This window comes from Pseudomonas sp. A125 (genome assembly GCF_055409485.1).
Map to the genome: position 1 here is coordinate 180,619 of NZ_JBUZVP010000003.1, position 26,026 is coordinate 206,644.

Genomic DNA, 26,026 nt, shown 5'->3' on the forward strand with positions numbered 1-26,026 from the left:
TCAATCCTCAAGAGAGGTGTTCGCCCTACGGTTGCCGCTCCTCGATCCGCGCATACGCCCCCTGGTGATAGAGCAACGGCGCACGACCAAAATCATCGAAGGCCACGACCTTGCCGATCATGATCCAGTGATCGCCACCATCCAATTGCTGATATTTCTCGCAGTGAAACCGCGCCGAGCAATCGGCGAAGACCGGAGAACCGCCCTCCCCCGGTTCGAACTCAATTTCAGCGAAGCGGTCATCCCTGGGCCGGGCGAAGTTGTTCGACAGGTGGATCTGGTCGGCCGCCAGCACGTTGACCGCAAAATGGCTGGCCTGCTCGAACACCTCGTGGCTGTTGGAGCGTTTGTCGATGCTCCACAGCACCAGCGGCGGGTCCAGGGACACCGAGTTGAAGCTGTTGGCGGTGACGCCCACCTTGCGCCCGCTGGCATCAGCCGCGGTGACCACCGTGACACCGGTGGCAAAGTTGCCCAGGGCCCGGCGAAAGGCCCGTGGGTCGAAACTGTTATCAGACATGCAAGACTCCCGGACTGCATCAACGCGCAGTCCTGATTGGTGTGATGGCCGGGTCGGCGTCAAATCATGCTCGGATCAGGCTCGAGCCCCATCAGCTCACGCCCCAGGATCTGCGCGCACACGTCGTAGTCGGTGTACGCGTGGGCGCCGGTCATATGGGAATCACGGAACAGGCGCTGCATTTCGTTGTGCTCAAACCACGCATTGCCACCGGCTGCCTCAAACAGGCGGTCCACTGCCTGGATGCACATTTTGGTGGCATACGCCTGGTTGGTGCGCCAGAACGCCAGGGTTTCGCGGCTGGGGTAACGGTGCTGTTCACTGTGTTCGGCATGTTCCTGCCAGGTTTTTTCCAAAAACGCCCGGGCAGCCGCCACCTGGTGCGTCGACTCGGCCAGGCGCATCAGCGCCGGGGTCGCGGCGCCTACCGCCGCACCGGTGTAGGCACGGACGCGGGTCCTGGTTTTCTCGCAGAACACCTCAAGCATGCGCTCGGCCACGCCCAGGCTCACGGTGGAGAAACCACTGGCGAAATACGGCCGGTACGGCGAGTAGAAAATCTTGCTGTCGGGGTACAGACCGAAGCCTGCGGACTTGCCTTCCATCATGTCGCGGGCTTTCTGGATGCGATGTTCAGGCACCCGCACGTTGTCGATGATCAGGGTCTTGGTACCGCTGCCTTTCATGCCGGCGGCGAACCAGTCATCGCGAATCTGATAGTCGCTGCGCGGTAGCACCGCGAAGCAATAATCCTGGGTGCCCTCGGCGTTTTTACGGCGGAAGCCGACAATTGCCCATTCAGCATGATCGCAACCACTGCTCCAGCCCATTTCGCCGCTGAACAGCACGCCGCCTTCAACCTCTTCGGTGCGGCCAAACGGCGCGATGCTGCTGCTGGCCGTGGCATTCGGGTTATCGCCCCAGACTTCCTGCTGCAGCTTGGCGCAAAAAAGCCCCAATTGATGGCTGTGGGTGCACAACAGGCTCATGGCCCAGGCGGTGCTGGCACAGGCGCCGGCGAGCAACGCGATGCAGTCGGCGAATTGCGGCAGGGAGATTTCCATGCCGCCAAACGGTTTGGGTTGGAAGGCACGGTGCATGCCGATGCTCTTGAGTAGCGCAATATTCTCGTCGGGGACTTTGCGGTCCTGCTCGGCCTGGAAGGCGTTGGCAGCGATGGTCGGCAGAATCGACTTGAGGTCTTCGAGGAGCGGGTTTGGCTTTTTCATGGACGGCCCTGCTTATTATTGGAAGTCCGGCTGGCGTTCAACATCAACGAACGGCGCTGGATGCGAGGCCAGTATGGAACGCAGGACAACCCCGGCAAATGCACCTTCCACAGCCAAGATTGCACTTTCCACAGGCCTGGCAGCCACAGACATGCCGCCCGGCAGGCACAGACAAGCCTGGGCCGCCCATGCTGGTTAACCTCGGGCTTTTGCGAGCAGGAAAACCCCATGAGCGATATTGCGCTGCTGCCTGAAGTCCAGGCGTTCCTCCGTCGAAACCACGCCTTGTTTATCGACGGCGGTTACGTCCAGAGCCATTCCAGCCAGACTTTGGAGTTGATCAACCCGGCCACCGGCGAGGTGATCGCCCAGGTTGCCGATGCTGACTTGGCTGATATCGATACGGCGGTGGAATCGTCCCGCCGGGGCTTCGGGCAGTGGTCCCAGGCGGCGCCGGCAACGCGCGGCAACGTGCTGCTCAAACTCGCTGACCTGCTGGAGCAACACCGCGAAGAACTGGCGCAGATCGAAACCTGCCAGTCGGGCAAGATCATCCAGATTTCCCGAGCCTTTGAAGTGGACCAGGCGGCGCACTTCCTGCGCTACTACGCCGGCTGGGCCACCAAGATCAGCGGCCAGACCATCACCCCGTCACTGCCCTCCTTCGCCGGCGAACGCTACACCGCGTTCACCCTGCGCGAGCCGGTGGGCGTAGTGGTGGGCATCGTGCCGTGGAATTTCTCGACCATGATCGCCATCTGGAAGCTCGCCTCGGCGCTGGTGACCGGGTGCAGCATCATCATCAAGCCCAGCGAGTTCACCCCGCTGACCATCCTGCGCATCGCCGAACTGGCCATCGCGGCAGGCCTGCCGGCGGGCGTGCTGAACGTGTTGACCGGCGGCGGGCATGTGGGTAAAGGCCTGGTGGAGCACCCGGGCACCGACAAGGTCTCGTTTACCGGCTCGGTGCCCACCGGCATCGCCGTGGGCCGCAGCGCCATGGGCGCCGGGTTAACCCGGGCAACCCTGGAACTGGGGGGCAAAAACTGCGCCGGGTTTCTGCGGGATGTGGACCTGGACAAGGCGGTCAACGGCATCATCGAAGCCGGCTTCCTGCACTCCGGCCAGATCTGCGCGGCCGCCGAACGCTTCTTCGCCCACCGCTCGCAGATCGAGCCGATCATGGACAAGCTGGCGCAACGCCTGGGCCGGTTGAACATCGGCTCGCCGCTGGACGAGCGCACCGAATTCGGCCCGGTGACCAACCGCCAGCATCAAAAGAAACTCGAATGGTTCTTTGCCAAGGCCCGTGCCGAAAACAATACGATCGTCCACGGCGGCAAGCTGATCGACGGGCCGGGCTGCTATGTAGAGCCCACCGTGATTCTCGCCAACACGATCAACGACACCCTGCTCAACGAAGAAACCTTCGGCCCGATCGCCACATTCTTCCCCTACGACACCGAGGAAGAACTGCTCGAACTGATGAACAACACCCCGTACGGCCTGAGTGCCAGCCTCTGGACCAACGATTTGAGCAAGGCCCTGCGCATGGTGCCGGCGATCAATGCGGGCACGGTGTGGGTGAACATGCACACGATGCTCGACCCGGCGGTGCCGTTTGGCGGCAACAAGTCTTCGGGGGTGGGACGTGAATTTGGCGCAGCCTTTATCGAGGACTACACAGAGCTCAAGTCGGTGATGATTCGCTACTGATCATCGCGTTCAGGGTGTGGGTGCTGGTGCGCTCGGTCGATACCCCACGCTTGAAAAGTGGGCACGGCCCACTGTAGGCGCTGGCTTGCCGGCGATGGCATCAGTTGGGTGTAGCTGATGCACCGAGTTGTCTGCATCGCCGGCAAGCCAGCTCCTACAGAAAAGCAGCTTGGTGTTGGCTCTGGCTTCTTCCACTCGAGCTGCTGTGTGCTTGATCTAAAGGCCCCGTCAACCATGACGGCCAAAAGTAACCGCGACGGGCCCGGGGGCCAAATGGGCAGACCGCCAGGCGGGAACACTCTGGCACCTCTCTAAATACCTGTACAAATTTATTATTTTGTACAAGTATCAGTCACATCAAACCCTCTCCGGGAGTAACGCAATGACCCGTCTATTGGTTTCGCTGGCCCTGGTGCTTGGTTTGGCCAGCTGTGGCAGCGTCGATGTCAAACACTACGCCGACCAGCAACCGCCACTGGACCTGGTGCGTTTCTTCAGCAAGCCCGTCAAGGCATGGGGGATATTCGAAAAACGCTCGGGTGAAGTCGCCAAGCGCTTCGAAGTCAATATCGCCAGCCATCGCGACGGTGAGAACCTGATTCTCGACGAACGCTTTCTCTACAGCGACGGCACTCGCCAACGACGTGTCTGGACCCTGACTCCCGACGGCCCGGGCCACTGGCGCGGCCGCGCCGACGACGTGGTCGGTGAGGCCAAGGGCGAAGTGGCCGGCAACGCGTTGCGCTGGCGCTACGTCCTGAACCTGCCGGTTGATGGCTCTGTGTACGAAGTGAGCCTCGACGACTGGATGTACCTGATGGACGAGGACACGTTGATCAATCGTTCCAGCATGTCCAAGTTGGGTGTCGAGGTGGGCCAGGTGACGTTGTTCTTCCGTCGCCAGTCTTCGGCAAGCTCCGACTGAAGCAATCCTGATAAGCAAGGAGTGAACCATGAACCTGCAAGCCCTGACCCAACTGGCCACCCAAGGCGATGTACGTGAAATGGAGTTGCTGTCGCTGGAAGGCGGCTTCTATCTGGCACGCGTGCGGCTGGACCACGGCCAGTTCACGCTGCTGGACGCCGCGGCAAAGCCCCTGCACTTTCGCTCCGTCAATCACCTGCGTGAGGTGTTGCAGTCGGTCCCTGCATTCCCCTGCACCCTGGTGCATCAGTGCGCCCATGATGAAATGTGCGGCCGGCGTGAAGGGCCTGTTGAGCCACTGCGCACGCCGTTTTCCCTGGCGGCGCCCTGGTGATGCCGGCCGTTCGCAACCTGTGCCTGGTGCTGGGCGACCAGTTGTCGTTTGACCTGGCCTCATTGGAAGGCTTGGATACCCCGCTTGATGCAGTCTTGATGGTCGAGGTGATGGAGGAAGCGAGCCATGTGCCCCACCATCCGCAAAAAATCGCGCTGATCTTCAGCGCCATGCGCCATTTTGCCGAGGCGTTGCGCGAGCGTGGCGTTCGGGTGCAGTACGTCAGCCTGGATGACCCGCAAAACACCGGTTCGGTACCCGGCGAATTAGGCCGCTGGCAATCGCTGATGCAAGCACATGAACTGCACCTGACCGAATGCGGCGACTGGCGCCTGGAACAATCGCTGAAGGACAGCGGTTTACCGATCCAGTGGCACGCCGACGGCCGCTTCCTGTGCAGCCGTGACGAATTCGCCGGCTGGGCTAACGGCAAAAAACAGCTGCGCATGGAGTACTTCTACCGGGAGATGCGCCGCAAGAGCGGGCTGTTGCTCAACGGCGACGGCACGCCGGTCGGCGGCGCCTGGAACTTTGATGCAGACAACCGCAAGGCGCTGCCCAAGGGCACCAAGGCGCCCTACCCGTTACGTTTTGGCTCGGATTCAATCACCCAGGACGTGCTCGTGCTGGTGGCAAAACACTTCAGCAGCCACTACGGTGCCCTGGACACCTTCGATTACCCGGTGACCCACGCCGACGCCCAGGCACTGTGGGACTATTTCCTGGAGTACGGCCTGGCCGGGTTCGGCGACTACCAGGACGCCATGGCCAGCGACGAGCCCTTCCTGTTTCATGCCCGCATCAGTGCGGCGCTGAACATCGGCCTGCTGGACCTGCGCCAGCTGTGCAGCGACGTGGAAGCGGCCTATTGGTCGGGCAGCATCGCGCTGAATGCCGCCGAAGGTTTTATCCGCCAACTGATTGGCTGGCGTGAATACGTACGCGGTGTCTATTGGCTGAAAATGCCGGACTACGCCGCGGGCAATGCATTCGGCAACACCCGCCCGCTGCCGGAGTTTTACTGGACGGGCGAGACGCAGATGAACTGCATGCGCCAAGCGATCGGCCAAAGCCTTGAACATGCCTACGCCCATCATATCCAGCGGCTGATGGTCACCGGCAATTTCGCCTTGCTGGCCGGGATCGTGCCCAGCCAGATATGCGAGTGGTACCTGGCGATCTACATGGACGCGTTCGACTGGGTTGAACTGCCCAATACATTGGGCATGGTCATGCACGCCGACGGTGGCTACCTGGGTTCCAAGCCTTATTGCGCGAGCGGCCAATACATAAAGCGCATGTCGGACTATTGCCGCGGCTGTGCTTACAAAGTCACTGAAAGCACCACCGAGAATGCCTGCCCGTTTAATGCGCTTTACTGGCACTTCCTGATGCGCCACGGCGACCTGTTGCGGGGCAATCAGCGCATGACCCTGCTGTATAAAAATCTCGACCGCATGCCTGAAGCCAAGCAGGACGCCCTGTGGGAGCGGGGCCAGAGGCTGCTGGAAAAGCTGGATGCGGGTGAAACGCTGTGAAATTTTCCGGCCGCTGCGAATTGTTGTGAAGCCGGCGATAAATGGCCAATTGCCCATGCTAACGTCGGCCTCGATGTCATCCAATCCATTGAGGGAGCAGCGCCGATGTCTACTACCGTAACACCCGCCGGTGGCGGACCGACCACTCAAAAAGCCTCAACATCGGTGTTCAACGACAAGTTGAACATTGCCAAGTCGAGCAAGGTGGTCGCCGATTACATGCGTCAAACGGGCAAGTCGGCCATTACCAAGCAAGAGCTTTCACAACTGGCCAGCAATGCCTCGGGCAAGGTTCCTGCCGATGTGAGCGCTGCGGCCCAGTACATGGAGCGCCATCCCGACGTGTTCACCGCGATCGAAACCCATGACGTGGCCGGTGCCGATAACCTGTCCGGGGTGTGGAACTTCGATTGGGCAGCCAACGGTGGGCTGAACGGCACGGCCACCGATGCCATTGCCAAGATGCAGGACACCTTCGACTTTGCGATCGCCAAGTCGGCGCAGATCACCGAGATCTCTACCGGCAAAAAAGCCGAGCTGGATTCGACCAAGCAGCGGCCGCAGAACTGAATCTCCAGCAGCAACAAAAACCAACGCAGGCGCTGGCTTGCCGGCGATGCAGGCAACTCGGTATTTCTGTCACACCGAGGTGATGCAATCGCAGGCAAGCCAGCTTCCACAGTTGTCAGAAATGAAACGCAACCCCCGTGGTCACGTTGAACGCATCCCCCACATAGAAGTTGGCCGAGTCCTGGCCCTTGGCGTCGTACGCGGTGTTGGTGGCCGTGGCGTAGCGTTTGTTGGTCAGGTTGCGCGCGTCGACGAACACTTCCCACTTCTTGCTGGGGGCCTCGTAGCCCACCTTGGCCCCCCATAACGTATAAGACGGCGCACTCAGTGAGTTGGCAAAATCTACGTAATAGCTGGACGCCGCCCGGGCGTTGAGCTGCGCGTAGAAACCGCTGCCCTGGCGATATTCCAGCTCGGCCTGGTAGACCTGGCGTGGCAGGCCCGGCAATTGGTTATCGCCAAACACCGAGTCGTTGCGGTAGTGGAAGTCGTTGAAAGTGTAAGCCTGGCGCAGGGTCACGGTGTCGCCATTGCCGCCGTCCCACAACTGCGCATTCAAGCCCGCTTCGATGCCCTGGTGAATCGTCGCGCTGCCGTTGGAGGTGGCGATGAGTTGATCCTGGGTAGCGGTTGCCTGGCGCACCACCACCGACAACAGTTCTTTCTGCACCCACGAGCGATAGACCGTCAGGCTGCCGTCGAAAATGCCGTGGCCGCCGCGAATACCAAACTCCACGGTGTTGGCTTTTTGTGGCCGCACATCGCGAATGTAAGGGGTGCCGGTGCTACCCAACTGCCAGGTAACCGGTGGGTCGACCGAGCGGCTGACGTTGCCGAACACTTCGAACTCCGGGGTCAACTGGTAGCGCAAGCCGATCCGCGGGGCGAGGTCGGTCTCGTCGTACTCAACCCCACTGGGGAATGCACTGGTATTGGTGCTGGTGCTGTATTCGATCTGCGCCTTGCGCTTGATATCAATCAGCGACAGCCCGGTGGACAGCCACGTACGGTCGTTCAGTTGCAGTTCGTTGCCGAGGGAAAACACCGTGTCGCGTGAACCGGTGTAGTTGGTTTTCTGCTGGGTGATACCGGTGGCCTTGCTGTGGGACTTCACGTCGGCCAGGTACGCCAGGGTATTGCTGAACGTCACACTGCTGTCGCTGCGCAGGCCAAAGAAGGTGTCGGCGGTGCGCAGGTAGCGCAGTGTCAGGTTGACGTCCTGGGAGCGCCATTCCTGGGGGGTTGGCGAGTAGCGCCAGCCGTTGTCCAGCGGGTAATCGTTGTAGCCCAGGCCGACTTCGAGCTTGGCATTATCGTCGAAGGTATAGGTGGTGGTGCTGCCCAGCAGGGTCGAGCCGTCCTTCTTGCGCCCGATGGGCACGAGGTTGCTCGTGGGGTCGTGCTTGAGTTGGTATTTGGTCAGGGTATTGCCCTGGCTCAGGGTTTCTTCCTTGTAGCGAATGTAGAAGCGCGTCTCCAGTTGCGGGCTGAACACGTGGCCGAAGTTGGCGACGATGCCTTGGCCCTTGTTCGGCGTGTTGTCCTGGTAACCGTCTCGCTCGTTGTGCTGGATGCTGACGTAGTAGTCGTTGTCACCGTCCACGCCACCGGTGCTCAGTTGCTGCTTGCGATAGCCGAAGCTGCCGGCTTCAAAGCGTGCGTAATTGCCGGGGTCGGTGCGGCCGGTCTTGCTCACGAAGTTGATCGCGCCGCCCAATGACAAGGCCGAATAGCGGAAGGCATTGGCGCCGTAGAGCACCTCGGTGTGGTCCACCGAGGCCATGTCCAGCATGTCTTCCTGGGTGCCGCCCGGGCCGGTCAAGGGCAGGCCGTCGTAGAGGAATTTGATCCCCAGCACGTAGCCTTGGTAGAAGGTATTGAGGCCCGAACCACGGATCGAAATCTTGTTGGCGCCCGAACCGCTGGTGGCCTGGGCGAATACCCCCGGCTGCAACGCCAGCACATCCTCGGCATTCGCCGCCCGGCCCTGCTCGATTTTGCGGTTGTCGATCACTGCGGTTTTGCCGGGCACCCTGGCCAGCTGTTTTTCGGCCTTTTGCGCTTCGCTGGCTTGCGCGCCGGTGACCACCACCGTAGCCAGGGTAGGGTCGGCCTCGGCGGCAAAAGCCGTGCCCTGTACCAGCATCAATAGCACGCCAAGGCTGGAAGCGGTGGCCAATGACTCAAAAAAACGAGCGCGTGGTTTAAACAGTTGCCGCATGAATTAAATACTCCTGGGTTCTCTATTGAGTGGGAGCATCTATTCGTATAGTCGCGCTCTGGTTTCAACTTTGCAGAGTTCGTGCCACGTCAAAACTTCAATAAATAAAGGCCCGTCGACTTCGTTATCCGCCCCGTGTTCAACACTTTGCTGCGGGCCTGTTCATTTTCCAACACGCGCGAAAAAGCACTATTAATTATATAGTTAAGCGATAACGGCATAACGCGCGCGCCCCCCGCTAGAACTGTGCAACGCCAAACACCTGTTCAACAAACTATGCACTTTTGACACGCGCCGCTCTTAGACAGGCATCAAAAAACCCAGGTTATCCGCCTCTCGTTACGTGGTACGTCTCTTGCTCTATTAACGGCGCTTGAAACACATTAATCCGAACACTATCGGGTCGAACTTTTATTGATAGGGATCGCCATGCAACTGCTGACCTTACCTCCCTCGCCCGCCCTCGCCACCTCCATCCGCGCCACCGCACAGGTATTCGAAGACCCCAGGTCCAAGGCCCTGCTCAGGCATGTAGAACAAGTGGCGCCGAGCGAAGCCAGCGTGCTGATCATTGGCGACACCGGCACCGGCAAGGAGCTGGTGGCGCGCCATATCCACAACCTCAGTGGCCGCAAGACGCAACCCTTCGTGGCGGTGAATTGCGGCGCGTTCTCCGAATCGCTGGTGGAAGCCGAACTGTTCGGCCACGAGAAAGGCGCGTTCACCGGCGCCCTCAGCGCCAAGGCCGGCTGGTTTGAAGAAGCCAACGGCGGCACGCTGTTCCTGGATGAAATCGGCGACTTGCCGATGTCGATCCAGGTCAAGCTGCTGCGGGTACTACAGGAGCGCGAAGTGGTGCGCCTGGGGTCGCGCAAAAGCATTCCGATCAATGTGCGGGTGCTGGCGGCGACCAACGTGCAGCTGGAAAAAGCTATCAATGCCGGGCATTTTCGCGAGGACCTGTTCTACCGCCTGAACGTGGTCAACCTCGAACTCAGCCCGCTGCGGGATCGCCCCGGCGATATCCTGCCGCTGGTGCAGTACTTCATCGACACTTACACCCGCCGCCTGGGGTATAGCGAGGTCATCTTGAGCAAGGAAGCCGAGCAACGGCTGGCCACCTACAGTTGGCCGGGGAATATCCGCGAGCTGGAAAACGTCATCCACCACACCTTGCTGATCTGCCGCGATGGCGTGATCCAGGCCGATGACTTGCGCATGTCCAACCTGCGCATCGAACGCCAGGAAGACAGCACCACCGCCCATGACTTGCTCGACCAGGCCTTCCAGCGTCTGTTCGAAGAGCAGATCGACAACCTCCATGAACAGGTCGAGCGCAGCCTGCTGACCGCCGCCTACCGGCTGTGCCACCACAACCAGGTGCACACCGCCGAGTTGCTGGGGCTGAGTCGCAACGTGACCCGTACCCTGCTGATCAACCTCGGTGAGCTGAAGGTCAACAAACGACGACCGTTGGCCAGTGCCAAGGATGATCGGGTGCTACACCTGTCGATCTGAACCTCAACACGCGGCGTACCCGATGCGCCGCGTGATCACAGCGCCACTTCATCCAGCGCATCGCTGAACTGGCGACTCCACAACCGCGCATATTGCCCGCCCTGGCGCAGCAGCTGTTCATGGCTGCCGTCCTCGATCACCCGGCCATTGTCGAACACCAGGATCCGGTCCAGATGGGCCACGGTGGACAGCCGGTGCGCCACCACCAGCACGGTCTTGTCCTCCATGATTTCGTCGAGCTTGTCCTGGATAAAGCGCTCGGTGATCGAGTCCAGGCTGGAAGTGGCTTCATCCATCACCAAAATCGGCGCGTTTTTCAGCAACACCCGGGCGATCGCAATGCGCTGGCGCTGGCCACCGGACAACTTGACCCCACGCTCACCCACCAGCGACTCGTAGCCGTGTTCCATGCTGTCGATAAACTCACTGGCGCCGGCGCGGTGAATGGCCTCGGCGACTTCGTCCATCGAGGCGTCCAGGCGGCCGTAATGGATGTTTTCGCGAATGCTGCGGTGGAACAGGCCGGGCTCCTGGGGAATCAGGCCGATCTGCTGGTGCAGCGAATGCTGGGTAACGTCGCGTACGTCCTTGCCGTCCACCAGCACCTGGCCTTGTTGTACGTCGTAGAGGCGCAGCAGCAGGCTCAACAGTGTCGACTTGCCGGAACCCGAAGCGCCCACCAGGCCGACTTTCTGGCCGGCGGGGATGACGATATTCAGCTGCTCGAAAATCGGCCGGCCGGCGCCGTAGCTGAAGCCTACGTCGCGAAATTCGATATCCCCGCGCTTGACCAGCAGTGCCTTCGCACCGGGCTGGTCGATGACTTCATGAGGACGAATCAGGGTACGCACGCCGTTGGCGATATTGCCGGTGGCCTCGAAGAACTCGAGAAAGCGCCGCGACAGGTTGCCCACGTCGCTGATGATCAACAGCGACAGGCTGGTGGACATCACAAACGCGGCGATGTCGATGCGGTGACTGCGCCACAGGTAGAGGGCAAGCAGCAACAGGCCCAGCTTGAGCACCACGCCACAGCTGGTCTGGAACCAGCGGATGCGCTCCATGTAGCCGAGGGAGCGATAGGCCGCCGTCACCTCCTTGTCGAGGAAGGTGCCCAGGTAACTGTGCTCGAACGCATGCCGGGCGAACAGGCGGATATTGGCCAGGTTGGACACGGCGTCCACGACCTTGCCGGTACTGGTGCTGCGCGCTGCCGAATACTGCTGCGCAAGGGGATGACTGCGCCGCGCAAGCAGGTAACAGATGCCGATAAACACCACGGACCAGCCGGCCATGAACAAGGCCAACAGCGGTGATGCCGTCCACAGCAACGCCGTGGCCAGGCTCAGCGTTACCAGCAGCGGGATCAGGTCGAACAGCAGGATGCTCAACGTCTGGTTCACCCCAAGGGTCACTTCGGACACCCGGTGCGCCAGCGCGCCGGCAAACTCATTGCTGATAAAACGGTGGGAGTGCTGTTGCAGGTAGGCGAATACCACATGAGTCACCGTGCGCCGCTGCAACGGCAACACATGGATATGGCAGCCCGCCGCCGCGCGGGTGAACACCACCTCGCACACCAACAGCACGGCGAACAGGGTCAAGGGCCAGCGCAGCACCTCAAACGCACGCTCTGCCTCCAGCCCGTTGCTGACCGTACGGGTGATTTGGCCCAAGCCCCAGGGAATCAGAATCGAGCACACCACGGCGGCAATCTGCAGCAGCAAAATAGCCAGGTACCAGCCTTTGAAATGACCAATGAAATGTCGCACAAAGGCTGCCGGGGTCGACGGCAAGTGCTGGACATTCCAGGTGCGAAACAATGAGAAAGACGAGCTCATGGCCAATGACATTCCTGAATGACGCCTGTGGCCGCGCAGCTTTCAGGCAAAAAATGGCACCGTTGGTGCCTGATGGTCAGCAAATGGAACAGACAACCGATCACTTGTGGCAGGACGCTGCTGTGGCAGGGAGCTTGCTGTGGCGAGGGAGCTTGCTCCCGCTGGGCTGCGCAGCGGCCCCAAAATCCTGGGAGCGCTTCGCACTCCAGCGGGAGCAAGCTCCCTCGCCACAGCAAGCTCCCTCTCCACAGCAAGCTCCCTCGCCACAGCAAGCTCCATCGCCACAGCAGCTCCCTCTCCACAGCAAGCTCCCTCGCCACAGGTTCAGTGTTACGTTCGGGATTGGTAGCGAACTTCTTCCAGCTCACGACCGCCACGCGTGAGGGTGCGGCTTGATTCGGCCTGTGCTACCCATCCGGCGTTTTGGTAAAAACGTATGGCCCGCCGGTTTCCGGCAAGCACCCACAACGTCGCCGTCTCCAGGCCCTGGCTGGCGAGATGTTCCAGGCCTTTGAGCCACAGCGCCCTGCCCACTCCGGTTCCCCAATGCTCGGCAAGCACATACAACGCTTGCACTTCGCCAGTGTCGTCGGGATCAGCATCCTCGTCACGGCTCGGGCTCACGACAATCCAGCCCACCACACGCTCCTCCACCAGCGCGACAAACACCGCTTCGCTTCCCTGTTCAAGCGACTGCCGCCAAAAGGCTTCGCGCCTGGGCTGTGTCGCCTCCAGCGAAGCCAGGTAGCCCGCCGGCATCAGCTCATGGTAAGCCTGTTGCCAACTGCGGATATGCACCCAGGCGATGTCACCCGCGTCCTCGATACGTGCCGTACGAATCATCCGACATCCTCTGCGCGTCTTGCATAGATCGCCGAGCCTGCCTGCGGCGACAACCTACGGTAGACCAACCCCGACAACGCACACAACAACCCGGCACTCGCCATGATCCAGGCGATATCGCTCTGCTCGACCGTGGCATGCCCACGCACGGCCATGATCAAGCCGAGCAACGCCGCCGCGACGCCCACCGACAAACTCAAGGTCAGTTGAATGGTCATGGCTGACAGGCTACTGGCACGGCTGGATTGCTCCGGCGGCACGTCGGCGTAGGTCAACGCCCCCAGCGTGCTGAATTGCAGCGAGCGAATGATCCCGCTGCCAAACAGCACCAGCACCACGATCCAGTACGGCGTGGACACCTCGAACAGGCTGCACGCCAGGATGGTCAGGCCGGTGAGTACGGCATTGCTGATCAAGGTACGCCGAAAGCCGAAGCGGCTGACGATCCGTACCGCCAGCATCTTCATCAGGAACGCGCCCACACCACCGGCCACGCTCAGCAGCCCGGCCTGCAGCGGGTTAAGCCCGAAGCACAGCTGAAATAGCAGCACCAGCAAAAACGGCTGTGACGCACTGCCGATGCGCATCAGGTTGCCGCCCCAGAAACTCACCGCAAACGTCGGGATTTTCAGCAGTGAAAAATCGATCAACGGGTGCGCCGTGCGCCGGGCATGCAGAACATACAGCCAGGCACTCGACAGCCCACCGCCAATCAGCAGCAACGCCCATTGGCGCGGCAACAGGCCGTGGCCCAGCACCTCGAAACCGAACACCAGCCCGCCCAGCGCCACACCACTGAGCAACAGACCGGGAATATCCAATGGCTGGCCGGGCACCCCGGAGTAATCCGGGATGTAGCGCAACACCAGGATCACCCCGAGCACGCCGATCGGCAGGTTGATCAGGAAGATCCAGTGCCATGACAACACCGTCACCAGCAGCCCGCCCAACGGCGGCCCCAGCAATGGCCCCACCAGCGCCGCCACCGTCAGGTAGGACATGGCGCGCAGCAGGTTTTCCCGCGCCGACCAGCGCAGCAAAATCACCTGCCCCACCGGCACCATCATTGCCCCCGATGCACCCTGGGCCAACCGCGCCAGGGACAATTGCAGCAGCGAACCCGAACAGGCACACGCCACCGACGCCAGGGTGAACAGCACGATCGCGCTGATAAATACCCGACGCGGCCCAAAACGGTCGGCCGCCCAGCCGCTGACCGGCACGAACAGCGCCACCGCCAGCAGGTACAGCGACACCACCAGGTTCATGCGTACACTGGGTTCGCCAAAGTCCCGCGCCATCTGCGGCAGCGCCGTCAGCACCGCAGTGGCGTCGATCAGCTCCATGAACAGCGCACAGCCGATGATCATCGGCACCCGGCGAGAATGACCGCCGGCCACCTCGCCCAGAGCCTGTGAAACATTACGGTCGAGGGCTGTGTTCAAAACAGCCCCGATGTCGGTGGCGGCGTGCCCTTGAGTTGCCAGGCGCCCACGGCCGCGGCTTTCCAGTGCCGGGGGTTGTGGTTGGCCACGGTGCGCGCGTTGCGCCAGTGCCGGTCCAGGTTGTGGGCACGGCCAGTGGTGGAAGCGCCACCCACGTCGAACACCAACTCGGCGGCCTTGAGTGCCGATTCCGCCGCGATGTATTGCGCTTGGGCCACATCCACTGCCGCCTGGTCCACGGCCACCGAATCAAGATCCGCAGCCCAGGCGCGGTCGATGGAGTCGGCCGCGTGCAGCACCACCGCTTCGGCGGTAAAGGCCCGGGCCGAAACGTCGCCCACACTCAGTTCCACATACGGGTCATCCACCGAGCGCGTGGCGCTGCTGTGCTTGATCGGCCGCGCATGTTCCTTCGCAAAAATCACCGCATCATTCAGCGCATTACGCGCAATACCGGCCTGCACCGCCGCGAGGAACACTTGCAGGAACGGCGTGACAATCGTGCGCTTGCCTTCCTCGACGGTGCGCGTGCGGATCTCGCTGGCCAACACCTGCACATCATGCAAATGGGTGGTGCCGCTGGCGGTCAGGCGCTGGCCCATGGCGTCGAAATCATCCAGCAGCTCCAGGCCCTGGCGGTCGCGGGGCAGGATAAACGACACCGGTTGGTCATTCTCGTCCAGGGCCACGGCGCTGACCCAATCGGCATACAACGAACCGGTGCTGTAGTACTTGCTGCCCGAGGCACGAAAGTGTTCACCGTCGGCCACGATGCGCGCGCTGATCGAACCGTTGGCGCCGCCGACTTCCCAGCCGGCATTGCCAATCACGGCGCCTTGCAGATAACGCTCGAACCAACGCTCACGCTCCTCCTGCGCGCCCTCTGCACGGGAGGCCAACAGGCCTTCGACAAACCCGAAACCGGGGCGCAGGGCCTGGGCCACGTTGGAGTCGGCTGAGGCGATGCGAATCAGCAAGGCTATCGCGTCCTTGACCGAACCACCGGCGCCGCCAAAACGCTTGGGAATCCGCACGGTAAACAGCCCGGCCTGGGCCACCTGCGCCACGGCCTCGTACGGCAGTTGCCGGTCGCGCTCGCGTTGCGCAGCGCCGGCGGCAATCTGCGGCAGGATGCGGTCGGCGCGGGCATTCAATTCAGCCACCGTCACAATCGACGGTGTGGGTACAGCAGACAACTTGCTCATGGCACTTCCTTGATTCAGGTCTAGATGGCGATTTTCCACAGGCGCGATTCATCAAACAGCCAGCCGGGGTTTTCCGGCTCCAGGGCCGGCACCACCAGTTGCGTACCGCTGCCAGGCAGGCGCGGCACTGCGCCCAGCAGGCGCCGGGTGTATTCGTGTTGGGGCGATTCGAACAACGTTTCAACGCTGGCGCTTTCCACCACCTGGCCGTGGCGCATCACCAGTACCTCGTCGCTGACGTGACGGATAACCCCCAGGTCGTGGGAGATAAACAGGTACGCCAGCCCCAGCGAGGCTTGCAGGTCGGCCAGCAGATCCAGGACCTGGGCCTGCACCGACACGTCCAGCGCCGACACCGGCTCGTCACAGATAATCACTTTGGGATTACTGGCAATCGCCCGGGCAATCGCCACACGCTGGCGTTGCCCGCCCGACAGTTGCAGCGGCCGGCGCTCGGCCACCTGCGGCGCCAGGCGTACCTGGTCGAGTAACTGCGTCACCCGTTGTGGCTGTTGCTCGGCGGCGATCCCGGCAACGTCCAGCGCATCACTGAGGATCTGCCCGACGGTCCAGCGCGGGTCGAACGAACTCAGCGGGTCCTGGTAGATCACGCTGATGTCGCGGCGGTGCAAACGTCGAGTCTTCTCCTCCACCCGCCCAGGCCCGGCCGCCGCCCATGGCTGGTTGAGAAAACGCACCTCGCCGGCATCCGGTTGCAGCAGCCCGAGGGCGATGCGCGCCACGGTGGTCTTGCCCGAGCCGGACTCACCGACGATGCCCAGGGTACGGCCGGCACGCAGTTCGAAGCTGACGTCGTCCACCACCTGGCGCGACTGTTGATCGGGCCCGATATAACGTTTGCCCAGGCCCGATGCCCGCAGCAACACCGGCGAATCCGGGCCCGGCCGAGGTTGCGCAGCAGTGGTGCTGCGTTCCGGCGACAGGCGTGTGCCACGGGCATGCTCGGCGGGCACCGCATCCAGCAGCGAGCGTGTGTAGGCGTGGCGTGGGTTGAGCAGCACCTGGTCCATCGGGCCCTGTTCCACCACTTCACCATGGCGCAGCACCAGCACCTCATCCGCCAATTGCGCGACCACCGCCAGGTCATGGCTGATGATCAGCAGCGAATCGCCACGGGCCTTGATCTGCTGCAACACGTGCAGGATCTGCGCCTGCACCGTGGCATCCAGCGCGGTGGTGGGTTCATCGGCAATCACCAGGCCCGGGTTCAATGCCAGTGCACTGGCAATCAGCGCGCGCTGGCGCAGGCCGCCAGAGAGTTGATCGGGACGCTGGCGCGCTCGCAGGTGGGGTTCGGGTACGCCCACCAGGTCCAGCAGTTCGATCACGCGTTGGCCACGGCTGCGACGGTCGCCCCAGCGATGCGTCTCAAGCACCTCAAGAATTTCCTTGCCCACTGGCCGCAACGGGTCGAGTGACACCAATGCGTCCTGCAAGACGAAGCCAATGCCGTTGCCACGCAAACGGCGCCAACCGCGCTCGGACAGCCTGAGCAGATCCACACCGGCATAGCTCAAGGTGCGCGCCGTGACCTTGGCGCCCGCGCCGGCGAGACCAATCAGGCTGCGGGCGGTGACGCTTTTACCGGAGCCGGACTCGCCCACCAGCGCCAGGGTCTTGCCCGGTTCCAGGGTAAACGACAAATTGCGCACCACCGACTGCCCGGCAAACTCGATGGACAGCCCTTCGACGATCAAGCGTTTCTGGTCGCTCATGAAAGACGGCCCTCCAGGCGTTGTTGCAGGTAACGGCCCGTGACCGTGGTCGACAGGGTGGTGAGTACGATGAACAGGCCCGGGAAGAATGTGAGCCACCAGGCGTTGGCGATAAAGTCGCGGCCCATGGACAACATGGTCCCCCACTCCGGCGCGGGCGGGCGGGCGCCAAGGCCGAGAAAACTCAAGGCCGAAGCCCAGACAATCGCCTGGCCCACGCCCATGGTCAGTGTCACGATCAAGGGGCGCATGGCGTTCGGCAGCAATTGGCGCAGGATGATGCGCGACGGCGGATGCCCAAGGGCGCGGGCCGCCTCGATGTAGCCCGCGTTGCGCACCGCCAGCACCTGGCCTCGGACCATGCGCGCGTAACCGGGTGCACTGCCAAGCCCGGTGGCGACAATCAGCGGGCCGATGCCGCTGCCGAAGATCGCCACGAACAGCAGTGCCAGGATCAGGCTCGGGAACGCAAACAGCACTTCCAGCAGCCAGCCCACGCCCCGGTCCAGCCGCGTGCCGCCAAGCCCGCCCAACAGGCCGAGCACGATGGCGATACTCATGGCAATCGCGGTGGCTGCCAGGCCGATAAACAGCGACTGACGGGTGCCGTAGATCACCCGTGAAAAGATATCTCGCCCCGACTGATCGGTGCCGAACCAGTGGGCCCAACTGGGCGAATGAAACGCATCGCGAGGCACGATGGCCAGCGGGTCGCTGTAGGCGAACAGCTGCGGCACCAGCGCCGCGACAATCACCAGCAGCAGAAAGGTAATCGCCAACAGCGGGCCAGGCCGCAGCGTGCGGGGGGTGCGCTGAATCCGCAGCGCGGGCAGCGGAGTTTCCAGGGTCAAGCCGCTCATGCTGGAAGCTCCTGTTGGCGAGGGTCGACCCACAGGTACAGCAGGTCGACCACTATGTTGGCGAGCACGTAGCCGGCGGCAACCACCAGGCTGATGCCGATGGTCAGCGGCAGGTCCTGTGCCTGCACCGCCTGGTACAACTGGCGGCCGAGGCCCTTGCGGGAAAAAATCACTTCGATCACCACCGCGCCGCTGATCAGCGCGCCGATGGCCCAGCCCGACAGCGAAATGCCCGGCAGTACGGCGTGGCGCAACGCATGTTTGAAGCGCACGTTGAAATCACTCAGGCCACGGGTTCGGGCGGTCAGGATGAAGGGTTCGTCGAGGGTCAGATCGAGGGATTCGCGGGTGATCTGGGCGATAAACCCGGCCAGCGGAATCGCCAGGGCGAACGACGGCAGCACCAACGTGCGCCAGCCGTCGCTGCCCGCCGGCGGGAACAGCCGCAGGCCGAACGCAAACACCGCCAGCAGCAGGATCCCCAGCCAGAAATGCGGCAATGCGGCAGCCAGGGTTTCGGCCAGCGAGGCCAGGCTGGCCACCCAGCGGCGGCGCCCGGCCGTCAGCACTGTCAGCGCCAGCACCAGAATCCAGGCCAGTGCTAGAGAGGCCAGGGTCAGCTCCAGGGTCGGCCAGGATTGCTCGGCAAGCACTCGAGTCACCGGCAGATGCTGGGAATAGGAAACCCCCAGGTCACCCTGCACCAGGCGCCCAAGGTACAACGCGTATTGCACCGCCAATGGCTTGTCCAGGCCGTACTCGCGGGTGGCTTCGGCGATGGTCTCGGGGGTGGGGTTGCCGCTTGGGCCGCCAAGGATCGCCTGCACCGGATCGCCGGGCATCAGGCGCAAGGCAAAGAAGGTCAGCGTGGCCACCGCCCAGAGCACCAGCACGCCGCCGGCAAGGCGCCACAGCGCCCGTTTGCCGAGCCGGGCCAGGCGCTCGCGCCGGGGGTTGGCAAGTGATGTGCTGCTCATTTGTTCACCCATGCGTCATAGAGACAGGTCACCGCCAGCGACGGCTCCAGCCGCACGCCCTGGGTGGTCTTGTAGATACCCAGCCGCGTGCTTTGCGGGTAGGTGGTCAGTTGCAGGTACTGGCTGGAAGCGATCTTCTGCGCCTGGTAATACAGGGCCCGGCGCTGCTCGCTGTCCTGGGTGGTGAGGGCCTGCTGGATCAGCGAGTCGAAGGCCGGGTCACTGAAGCCTGCGGTGTTCTGGTGGTAACCCCCCACGCCTGCCGGGCGAATGAACTCACTGCCGAAGATGATCCGCAGCACGTCGGCGGTGTTGGTGTTCCAGTAGCCGAGACGGATGTCGTAATCCCAATCAGCCTGGCGTTTGGTGGCCTGCACGTCACTCATTTGGTCGACGATCAGCTCGAAGCCGGCCTGCCGGGTGGTGGCTTGTACCTGCTCCCACAGGGTGTATTCCGAGGGTGGTGTGCGGTTGCCCATCACCACGTGGACTTGCAGGCGCTTGCCGTCCTTGGTGCGGTAGCCCTCGCTGTCGCGTTGGGTCCAGCCGGCTTGATCCAGCAACTGCGCGGCGCGGGCCGGCTCGTAGTCCTGGGCATGCTCGAACTCCGGGCTGTAGAAGCGCGTGGCCGGGCTCAACGGGCCGCCGGCGCGCGGGAATTCGTTGAAGTACACACTCTTCAACGCGCCCTCGATGTCGGCACTGCGCACAAAGGCTTCGCGCACCCGCAGGTCATCGAACGGCGCACGGGTGATGTTCAGCGTGCCGTTGGTGGGGTTGCCGGGGCGTTGGGCGACCACCAGGGTCAGGTCCGGATTACGCCGGGCGGCCTCGTGGGATTCGGGCGGCAACGCTTCAATCACATCGACCTCGCCGGCCTGCAACGACGCGAAGCGCACCGAAGGCTCCTGGATGAACTTCCAGACAATCCGGTCCAGCCACGCCGGGCCCTGGTGTTTGGCGGTCGGTGGTGCCCAGTTGTAATCTGGATTGCGTACCAGTTCGACCTGGCTCTGGCGGTCCCAACGTACGACCTTGAACGGGCCGCTGCCCACCGGGCTTTCGCAGTTTACGTCGCGCGAGCGTAGTAGCGCCGTGGGGGACTCGATGCCCAGGAACCCTTGGGCGAGCACTTCAAGAAACGCGGCGTAAGGTGTGGCCAGGTGGACCACGGCGGTGTATTCGTCGAGCACGTCGGTGCTGCGGTATTGGCGAATGTAGCCGCCTGCGGTGCTGGACTGGGTCTTGGGGTTGGCCATGTGGTCGAGGTTGGCCTTGACGGCTGCGGCGTTGAACGGGGTGCCGTCGGTGAAGTGCACGTCGGTGCGCAGGTGGAAGGTGTAGGTCAGGCCGTCCGGGGACACTTCCCAGGTCTTGGCGAGCCAGGGGCCGATGCGGCCGTCGGCGTCCATCGAGACCAGGGAGTCCAGGTACTGCTGGGCGACGAACACCTGGGGCATGTCGCCGGCCACGTGGGGGTCGAGGCAGGTGGGTTCGCGGTCGGTGGCGTAGACCAGCGTGCCGCCTTTTACCGGTTGGTCACTGCGGGTGACGGTCGAGCCGCTTTGGCCGCAGCCCAGGAGCAGGCCACAGAGTGTGGCGGTGCCGATAAGGAGCAGCGGGCTGGATCGTCGCGGGTAATTGGCGGGTTCTAGCATGATGAGTGAGGCCTGAAGTCCGGGGATTGGGTCATTGCACAAGGCATGCCGGGTTTTCTGGCCTGTAAACAGGGGGGGTTGGGGGTTCCGGCGATTGCGGAAAACGACAATGTGTGTGGGAAGTGTTGGTCAGCCAACAGCCAGGCCTTGGGGGGGATTTTTGGCGGGCCGGCTTGAGCGGTGTGAAGCAAAGGCAAAATCAAAAGCCAGAGCCAGAGCGGGCACGGTCAAATGTGGGAGCTGGCGTGTCGGGCCGTCGCATCGCTGCGATGGCATCGCCTCGGTGTACCTGAAAAATCGAGGTGTCTGCATCGCAGGCAAGCCAGCTCGCACAGAAAAGCAGAGCTGCCCCATCAGCGGGGGTACTCAACCCTCACCCCACAGAAATTACCAAAGGCACCCGATAACGCACCAACGGCAACGGCTCATCATGTTCCACCACCGTCTTTTCAGTATGTGGCTCAGTCACAAACCCAAGCGCCCGGTAGAAACCCAGGGCACGCCGATTCCCCTGCACCACCCAAACGGTCGCACTGGCATACCCAGCCTCAACCAACTGCTCCCGAACCCGCCCCCAAAGCTGCGTGCCAATCCCCTGCCCCCAAATCCCGGGCAACAGATTGAGCGCACGCAACTCTCCAGTGGCCGGCGACGCATCCACATCCCGACTGCTGCCAAAGGACGCCCACGCCACCAACTCCCCCTCCAGCTCCACCACCCACACCGACAATGTGCCGTCGGCTATGGCCTGGGCCAGAAAGACCGTGCGCTGGGACACGCCGTTGTTCAGGTCAGCAAGAAAACGCTCGGACAGAATCTCCCGATAGGCCGCCTGCCACGTCTGCAAATGAATGAGCGCCAACTGCGGCGCGTCTTCTACCCGCGCCGGTCTGAAATGCAGGGGTTCCTGCAGCCCTCCACTCACGACGAAAACCGCAACGGCAACGCCGGCTGAAGCAACGCCGCCGGATCCCGATAACGCGCGCCAAAATGATCATGCGGCAACCGCGCCTGCCCAGCCCCGAACAACCGCTCCCGCAACGTCTCGCCTTCGTTATACCGCTCACGAAACCGCCCACGACGACGCAACTCCGGCACCACCAACTCAATGAAATCCCGCGCCGTTTCAAACGACAGGTACTGCCGCAAATTGATCCCGTCGATCCCATCCTCATCCAGCCACTTCTCAATGGCGTCCGCCACCACCGTCGGCGTACCCGCCACAAAAAACCACTCTCGATTAAAACCGCCCAGTTGCGCCAATACCGCGCCCACCGTGGAGTCCAGCTTGTACCGACTCAAACTCTCCCACCCCTTGACCTGACGGCTGACCAGATCACTGATCAAGGTATCGCGCGGATACGCCGTCAAGTCGATCGCCGACTGCCCATGCGCCAGCGACGCCTCGACACTCACCAGCTTGCGGTAGCTATCAAGCTTGGCACTGACCTCCTCATCGGTACGCCCAACGATCACCCCAGCCATCACGATAAACTTCAAACCCGCCGGATCGCGATCATGCTCAACCGCCTTCTGCCGCATCGCCTGGATATTCGCCCGCACCGCCGGCGCATCGTTGCCGCCCGTAAACACCACCTCAGCGTGCCGCCCGGCAAACTCGATACCCGCCGGTGAACCCGTGGCCTGGAACAGCACCGGCGTACGCTGCCGCGAGGGCTGGCACAAGTGCGGCCCGGCAACCTTGAAGTGCTCACCGACATGGTTGATGTAGCGCACCTTATCCGGGTCGGTGTAGATCCGCCGCTCGCGGTCGACGATCACCGCGTCGTCGTCCCACGAGCCCTCCCAGAGCTTGTACAGCACGTCGAGATATTCGTCGGCGATCTCGTAGCGGTGATCGTGAACCACCTCAGTGTCGTGCCCAAAGTTGCGCGCGGCATTCGGCAGGTACGAGGTGACGATGTTCCAGCCCACCCGGCCCTTGGTCAGGTGATCGAGGGTACTCATGCGCCGCGCAAAGGCGAAAGGCGGCTCGTAGGTGGTGGAAAAGGTCGCACCAAAACCAAGATTCCTGGTTACCCCGGCCATCGCCGGAATCACCAGCAGCGGGTCGTTGCTGGGGATCTGCATGCCTTCACGCAGCGAGGTTTCGGGGCCGTCGCGAAAACGGTCGTAGGTGCCGATCACGTCGGCCAGGAACACCCCGTCGAAGGTGCCGTATTCCAGCAATTGCGCAAGCTCGGTCCAGTAGTCCAGGTCGTTGAAGCGGTGCCGGTTGTTGTCCGGGTGTACCCATAAACCATGGACGATGTGGCTGACGCAGTTCATCTCAAACAAATTCACGTGCAGTTGCTTGGGCACCAGGAGCACTCCTTTCGTAGGTACTTTTTCCAACACGTCAGATCGCGACGTTCAGGTAGAACGGGATTGGCGTGTAGTCGGTTTCAAGGGTCGGGATCGCGTCGATCAGCGCGCGGGTATAGGCATGGGCCGGGCGGTCGAACACCGCGCGTACCGAGCCGGACTCCACCACTTCGCCGGCCTTCATCACCAGCACGCGCTCGCTGACGTGGTTGATTACGCCAAGATCATGGGAGATGAACAGGCAGGCCAGGCCGAGGCGGCGCTTGAGGTCATCGAGCAGCTCCAGTATCTGTGCCTGTACCGACACATCCAGCGCCGATACCGGCTCATCGCAGATAAGGATTTGCGGCTCGCAAGCCAACGCCCGGGCTATCGCGATGCGCTGGCGCTGGCCGCCGGAGAGTTCGATGGGGCGGCGCGATAATGCGCTGGCATCGAGGCGTACCAGTTCCAGCAGTTCCAGAGCACGGGTGCGCCGGGCATGGCGCGGTACACCGGCCACTACCAGCGCTTCGTACAGCACACGCTGCACGGTGTAGCGCGGGTCGAAGGAGTTGAGCGGGTCCTGGAACACCACCTGGACCGCACGCCGGGCCTCGCGTTTTTGTTTAGCACCGAGGTCGGACCAGCGCTGGTTCTTGATCCATACCTCGCCGGCATCGGCGGTTTCCAGGCCGAGTATCAGGCGGGTCAAGGTGGTCTTGCCGCAACCCGATTCGCCCACCACGCCCAGCGTCTCGCCACGCCGCAGTTGCAACGATACCTGGTTCAGCACCGTGCGGGTTTTGCCGTCGGGGCCTACAAAGGTCTTGCACAGTTCCCGTGCTTCCAGCAGGACTTCACCCTGTGGTTCAGGCTCGGCTTCAACCACCGCAAGCAACCGGCGCGGGGGCTGGAAGTGCACAGCCTTGGCCGCCCGCAGCAGCAGTTGGGTATATGGATGACGCGGGTCTTGCAAGACCTGTTCGGTGCTGCCCTCCTCCACAATCACCCCATGGCGCATCACCGCCACACGGTCGGCCAGGCGCGAAACCACGGACAGGTCATGGCTGACCATCAGCAGTGCATTGTCTTCACCACGCAGGCTTTCCAGCAGCGCAATGACTTGGGCCTGCACCGTGGCGTCCAGTGCAGTCGTCGGCTCATCGGCAATGATCAGCCGTGGATTGCAGGCAATGGCCGAGGCGATCAGCGCACGCTGGCGCAAACCACCGGAGAGTTGCCACGGGTATTGGCTGGCACGCAGCTCCGGCTCCGGCACGCCCACATCCCGCAGCAGCTCCAGTACTCGCAGGCGGCGCGCTTCCAGCCCCAATGCGGTGTGCAGGTGCAACGGTTCCTCGATTTCGGCACCGACGCGGCGCAGCGGGTCCAGTGCGCCGAGTGCGTCCTGCATCACAAAACCAATGCTCGCGCCCCGCAGTTGCCGCCAGGCCCGCTCATTGAGCTGGCGAAGGTCGATACCCTGGAACGCCAACTTGGCGGCCTGGACACGGGCGTCCTTGCCGGTGAGGCCGGCCAGGGTGCGGGCGGTGACGCTTTTGCCCGAGCCAGACTCCCCGACAAGCGCCAGGCATTCACCGCGGTGCAATTGCAGACTGACGCCGTGCAACACCGGCTCGGCCTGGCCAAAACGTACCGTCAGGTCGCGAATGTCGACCAGCGGGCCGAGGGTATGGATGTTCATCGTCATAGGGGCTTTCCTTCGCTGCGGCGCAACAGTTCGCGGCCGATGGCACTGATGGAAACAACGGTTAGCGTGATGATCAGAGCAGGCCAGGCGACCAGCCACGGCGCGTTAGCCAGGAAGCTGCGCCCGATGGACATCATCGCCCCCCACTCCGGCGCAGGTGGCGGTGCGCCAAAACCGAGGAAGCTCAAGGCGGCGCCGGCGGTGATCGCACCGCCGATGCCGATGGTGGCGAGGATCAGCACCGGTTTGAATGCATTTGGCAGGATGTGCCGCAGCACCACTGCCAGGTGCGATTGGCCGAGGGTAACGGCGGACTCGACGTAACCTGCGTTGCGCACATTCAGCGTTTGCGCCCGTACCAGTCGCGCATAACGCGGTACGCCAGCGATGCCTATCGCGAGAATCAGGTTGGCCGTGCCCTGGCCGAAAAGCGTGATGATCACCAGCGCCAGCAACAGGTCGGGAAACGACAGCAGCACGTCGATCCCGCGCATCAAGGCGCCATCCAGCCAGCGCGGTCCAAGGCCGGCGATCAACCCCAGCAAGGTGCCCCAGGCCAGTCCCAGCGCGGTGGCCGCAAGCCCCATAAACAGCGACGAGCGCACGCCATAGAGCAACCGGCTGAGTACGTCCCGCCCATTCTCATCGGTGCCCAGCCAATGCACGTTGCTGGGTGCCTCAAAGGCCATGCGCGCCGAAGCATCCAGCGGGTCATATGGGGCCAGCCATTGCGGAACAATAGCGGCCAACAGCAGCAGCGCAACAAACACCCCGGCGAGCAACAGGCCCGGCCGCAGCTGGGTCAGCCCGGCAAGACCCGGCGCACGATGGGCGCTCAACGTTTGAATGGTTTGCGTCATGCCAGGCTCCTC

20 protein-coding genes and 1 pseudogene are annotated in these 26,026 nt (G+C 62.6%); 6 read left to right on the forward strand and 15 right to left on the reverse strand.

The window, feature by feature from the left end; genetic code table 11:
- Positions 1-43 precede the first annotated feature (43 nt).
- Together ACZRN6_RS05885 and ACZRN6_RS05890 are read right to left on the reverse strand one after the other, a co-directional pair.
- A pseudogene (locus ACZRN6_RS05885) lies at positions 44-520 on the reverse strand (flavin reductase family protein); the annotation flags it as partial.
- A 59-nt stretch (positions 521-579) separates the two neighbouring features.
- Complete coding sequence (locus ACZRN6_RS05890; RefSeq protein ID WP_322144465.1) at positions 580-1,749, reverse strand: p-hydroxyphenylacetate 3-hydroxylase oxygenase component; 1,170 nt, start codon at positions 1,747-1,749, stop codon at positions 580-582.
- A 228-nt stretch (positions 1,750-1,977) separates the two neighbouring features.
- Between ACZRN6_RS05890 and ACZRN6_RS05895 the strand changes: the two genes are divergently transcribed.
- From ACZRN6_RS05895 to ACZRN6_RS05915, 5 genes are all read left to right on the forward strand, one after another.
- Positions 1,978-3,465 (forward strand): aldehyde dehydrogenase family protein, encoded by a 1,488-nt coding sequence (locus ACZRN6_RS05895; RefSeq protein ID WP_464007432.1) that lies wholly within the window; start codon positions 1,978-1,980, stop codon positions 3,463-3,465.
- A gap of 382 nt (positions 3,466-3,847) precedes the next feature.
- Entirely contained in the window at positions 3,848-4,390 is a 543-nt protein-coding gene (locus tag ACZRN6_RS05900; protein WP_464007433.1) for a DUF3833 domain-containing protein, read from the forward strand.
- Positions 4,391-4,418: 28 nt separating this feature from the next.
- Positions 4,419-4,724 (forward strand): DUF6482 family protein, encoded by a 306-nt coding sequence (locus tag ACZRN6_RS05905; protein WP_464007434.1) that lies wholly within the window; start codon positions 4,419-4,421, stop codon positions 4,722-4,724.
- Positions 4,724-6,262, forward strand: a complete 1,539-nt coding sequence (locus ACZRN6_RS05910; RefSeq protein ID WP_464007435.1) for a cryptochrome/photolyase family protein — start codon at positions 4,724-4,726, stop codon at positions 6,260-6,262. Before ACZRN6_RS05905 ends, ACZRN6_RS05910 begins: the two co-directional genes overlap by 1 nt.
- Positions 6,263-6,367: 105 nt before the next feature.
- The gene (locus ACZRN6_RS05915) at positions 6,368-6,832 is read left to right on the forward strand and encodes a hypothetical protein (protein WP_464007535.1); all 465 of its coding nucleotides are present in this window, start codon (positions 6,368-6,370) and stop codon (positions 6,830-6,832) included.
- 115 nt (positions 6,833-6,947) lie between these two features.
- Here ACZRN6_RS05915 and ACZRN6_RS05920 read toward each other — a convergent pair whose 3' ends face one another.
- The gene (locus tag ACZRN6_RS05920) at positions 6,948-9,053 is read right to left on the reverse strand and encodes a TonB-dependent receptor family protein (RefSeq protein WP_464007436.1); all 2,106 of its coding nucleotides are present in this window, start codon (positions 9,051-9,053) and stop codon (positions 6,948-6,950) included.
- A 429-nt stretch (positions 9,054-9,482) separates the two neighbouring features.
- On the opposite strand from ACZRN6_RS05920, the gene ACZRN6_RS05925 reads away from it, so the two are divergent.
- The gene (locus ACZRN6_RS05925) at positions 9,483-10,571 is read left to right on the forward strand and encodes a sigma-54 interaction domain-containing protein (protein WP_464007437.1); all 1,089 of its coding nucleotides are present in this window, start codon (positions 9,483-9,485) and stop codon (positions 10,569-10,571) included.
- 35 nt (positions 10,572-10,606) lie between these two features.
- Here the strand turns inward: ACZRN6_RS05925 and ACZRN6_RS05930 are convergent, their stop codons facing one another.
- The 12 genes from ACZRN6_RS05930 to ACZRN6_RS05985 all read right to left on the reverse strand — a co-directional run bounded on the left by ACZRN6_RS05930 (position 10,607) and on the right by ACZRN6_RS05985 (position 26,014).
- Complete coding sequence (locus ACZRN6_RS05930; protein WP_464007438.1) at positions 10,607-12,412, reverse strand: ABC transporter ATP-binding protein; 1,806 nt, start codon at positions 12,410-12,412, stop codon at positions 10,607-10,609.
- Between the two features lie 330 nt (positions 12,413-12,742).
- On the reverse strand, positions 12,743-13,255 hold the full coding sequence (locus ACZRN6_RS05935) for an N-acetyltransferase family protein (protein WP_464007439.1): 513 nt from the start codon (positions 13,253-13,255) through the stop codon (positions 12,743-12,745).
- Complete coding sequence (locus ACZRN6_RS05940; RefSeq protein ID WP_464007440.1) at positions 13,252-14,700, reverse strand: MFS transporter; 1,449 nt, start codon at positions 14,698-14,700, stop codon at positions 13,252-13,254. Before ACZRN6_RS05940 ends, ACZRN6_RS05935 begins: the two co-directional genes overlap by 4 nt.
- A complete protein-coding gene (locus ACZRN6_RS05945) occupies positions 14,697-15,905 on the reverse strand; it encodes an acyl-CoA dehydrogenase family protein (RefSeq protein WP_464007441.1) in 1,209 nt (402 codons plus the stop codon). The genes ACZRN6_RS05940 and ACZRN6_RS05945 overlap by 4 nt, the downstream gene beginning before the upstream one ends.
- A gap of 20 nt (positions 15,906-15,925) precedes the next feature.
- On the reverse strand, positions 15,926-17,641 hold the full coding sequence (locus ACZRN6_RS05950; protein ID WP_464007442.1) for a dipeptide ABC transporter ATP-binding protein: 1,716 nt from the start codon (positions 17,639-17,641) through the stop codon (positions 15,926-15,928).
- Positions 17,638-18,501: an ABC transporter permease gene (locus ACZRN6_RS05955; RefSeq protein ID WP_322144453.1), complete on the reverse strand. Its 864-nt coding sequence runs from the start codon at positions 18,499-18,501 to the stop codon at positions 17,638-17,640. Before ACZRN6_RS05955 ends, ACZRN6_RS05950 begins: the two co-directional genes overlap by 4 nt.
- Complete coding sequence (locus ACZRN6_RS05960) at positions 18,498-19,478, reverse strand: ABC transporter permease (protein ID WP_464007443.1); 981 nt, start codon at positions 19,476-19,478, stop codon at positions 18,498-18,500. Before ACZRN6_RS05960 ends, ACZRN6_RS05955 begins: the two co-directional genes overlap by 4 nt.
- Positions 19,475-21,136: an ABC transporter substrate-binding protein gene (locus ACZRN6_RS05965; RefSeq protein ID WP_464007444.1), complete on the reverse strand. Its 1,662-nt coding sequence runs from the start codon at positions 21,134-21,136 to the stop codon at positions 19,475-19,477. The genes ACZRN6_RS05960 and ACZRN6_RS05965 overlap by 4 nt, the downstream gene beginning before the upstream one ends.
- A gap of 373 nt (positions 21,137-21,509) precedes the next feature.
- The gene (locus ACZRN6_RS05970) at positions 21,510-22,061 is read right to left on the reverse strand and encodes an N-acetyltransferase family protein (protein WP_464007445.1); all 552 of its coding nucleotides are present in this window, start codon (positions 22,059-22,061) and stop codon (positions 21,510-21,512) included.
- Positions 22,058-23,458 (reverse strand): LLM class flavin-dependent oxidoreductase, encoded by a 1,401-nt coding sequence (locus ACZRN6_RS05975; RefSeq protein ID WP_464007446.1) that lies wholly within the window; start codon positions 23,456-23,458, stop codon positions 22,058-22,060. The genes ACZRN6_RS05970 and ACZRN6_RS05975 overlap by 4 nt, the downstream gene beginning before the upstream one ends.
- 37 nt (positions 23,459-23,495) lie before the next feature.
- The gene (locus ACZRN6_RS05980) at positions 23,496-25,154 is read right to left on the reverse strand and encodes a dipeptide ABC transporter ATP-binding protein (protein WP_464007447.1); all 1,659 of its coding nucleotides are present in this window, start codon (positions 25,152-25,154) and stop codon (positions 23,496-23,498) included.
- Positions 25,151-26,014, reverse strand: coding sequence for an ABC transporter permease (locus tag ACZRN6_RS05985; RefSeq protein ID WP_464007448.1), 864 nt, complete (start codon positions 26,012-26,014; stop codon positions 25,151-25,153). The genes ACZRN6_RS05980 and ACZRN6_RS05985 overlap by 4 nt, the downstream gene beginning before the upstream one ends.
- Positions 26,015-26,026: the final 12 nt, after the last annotated feature.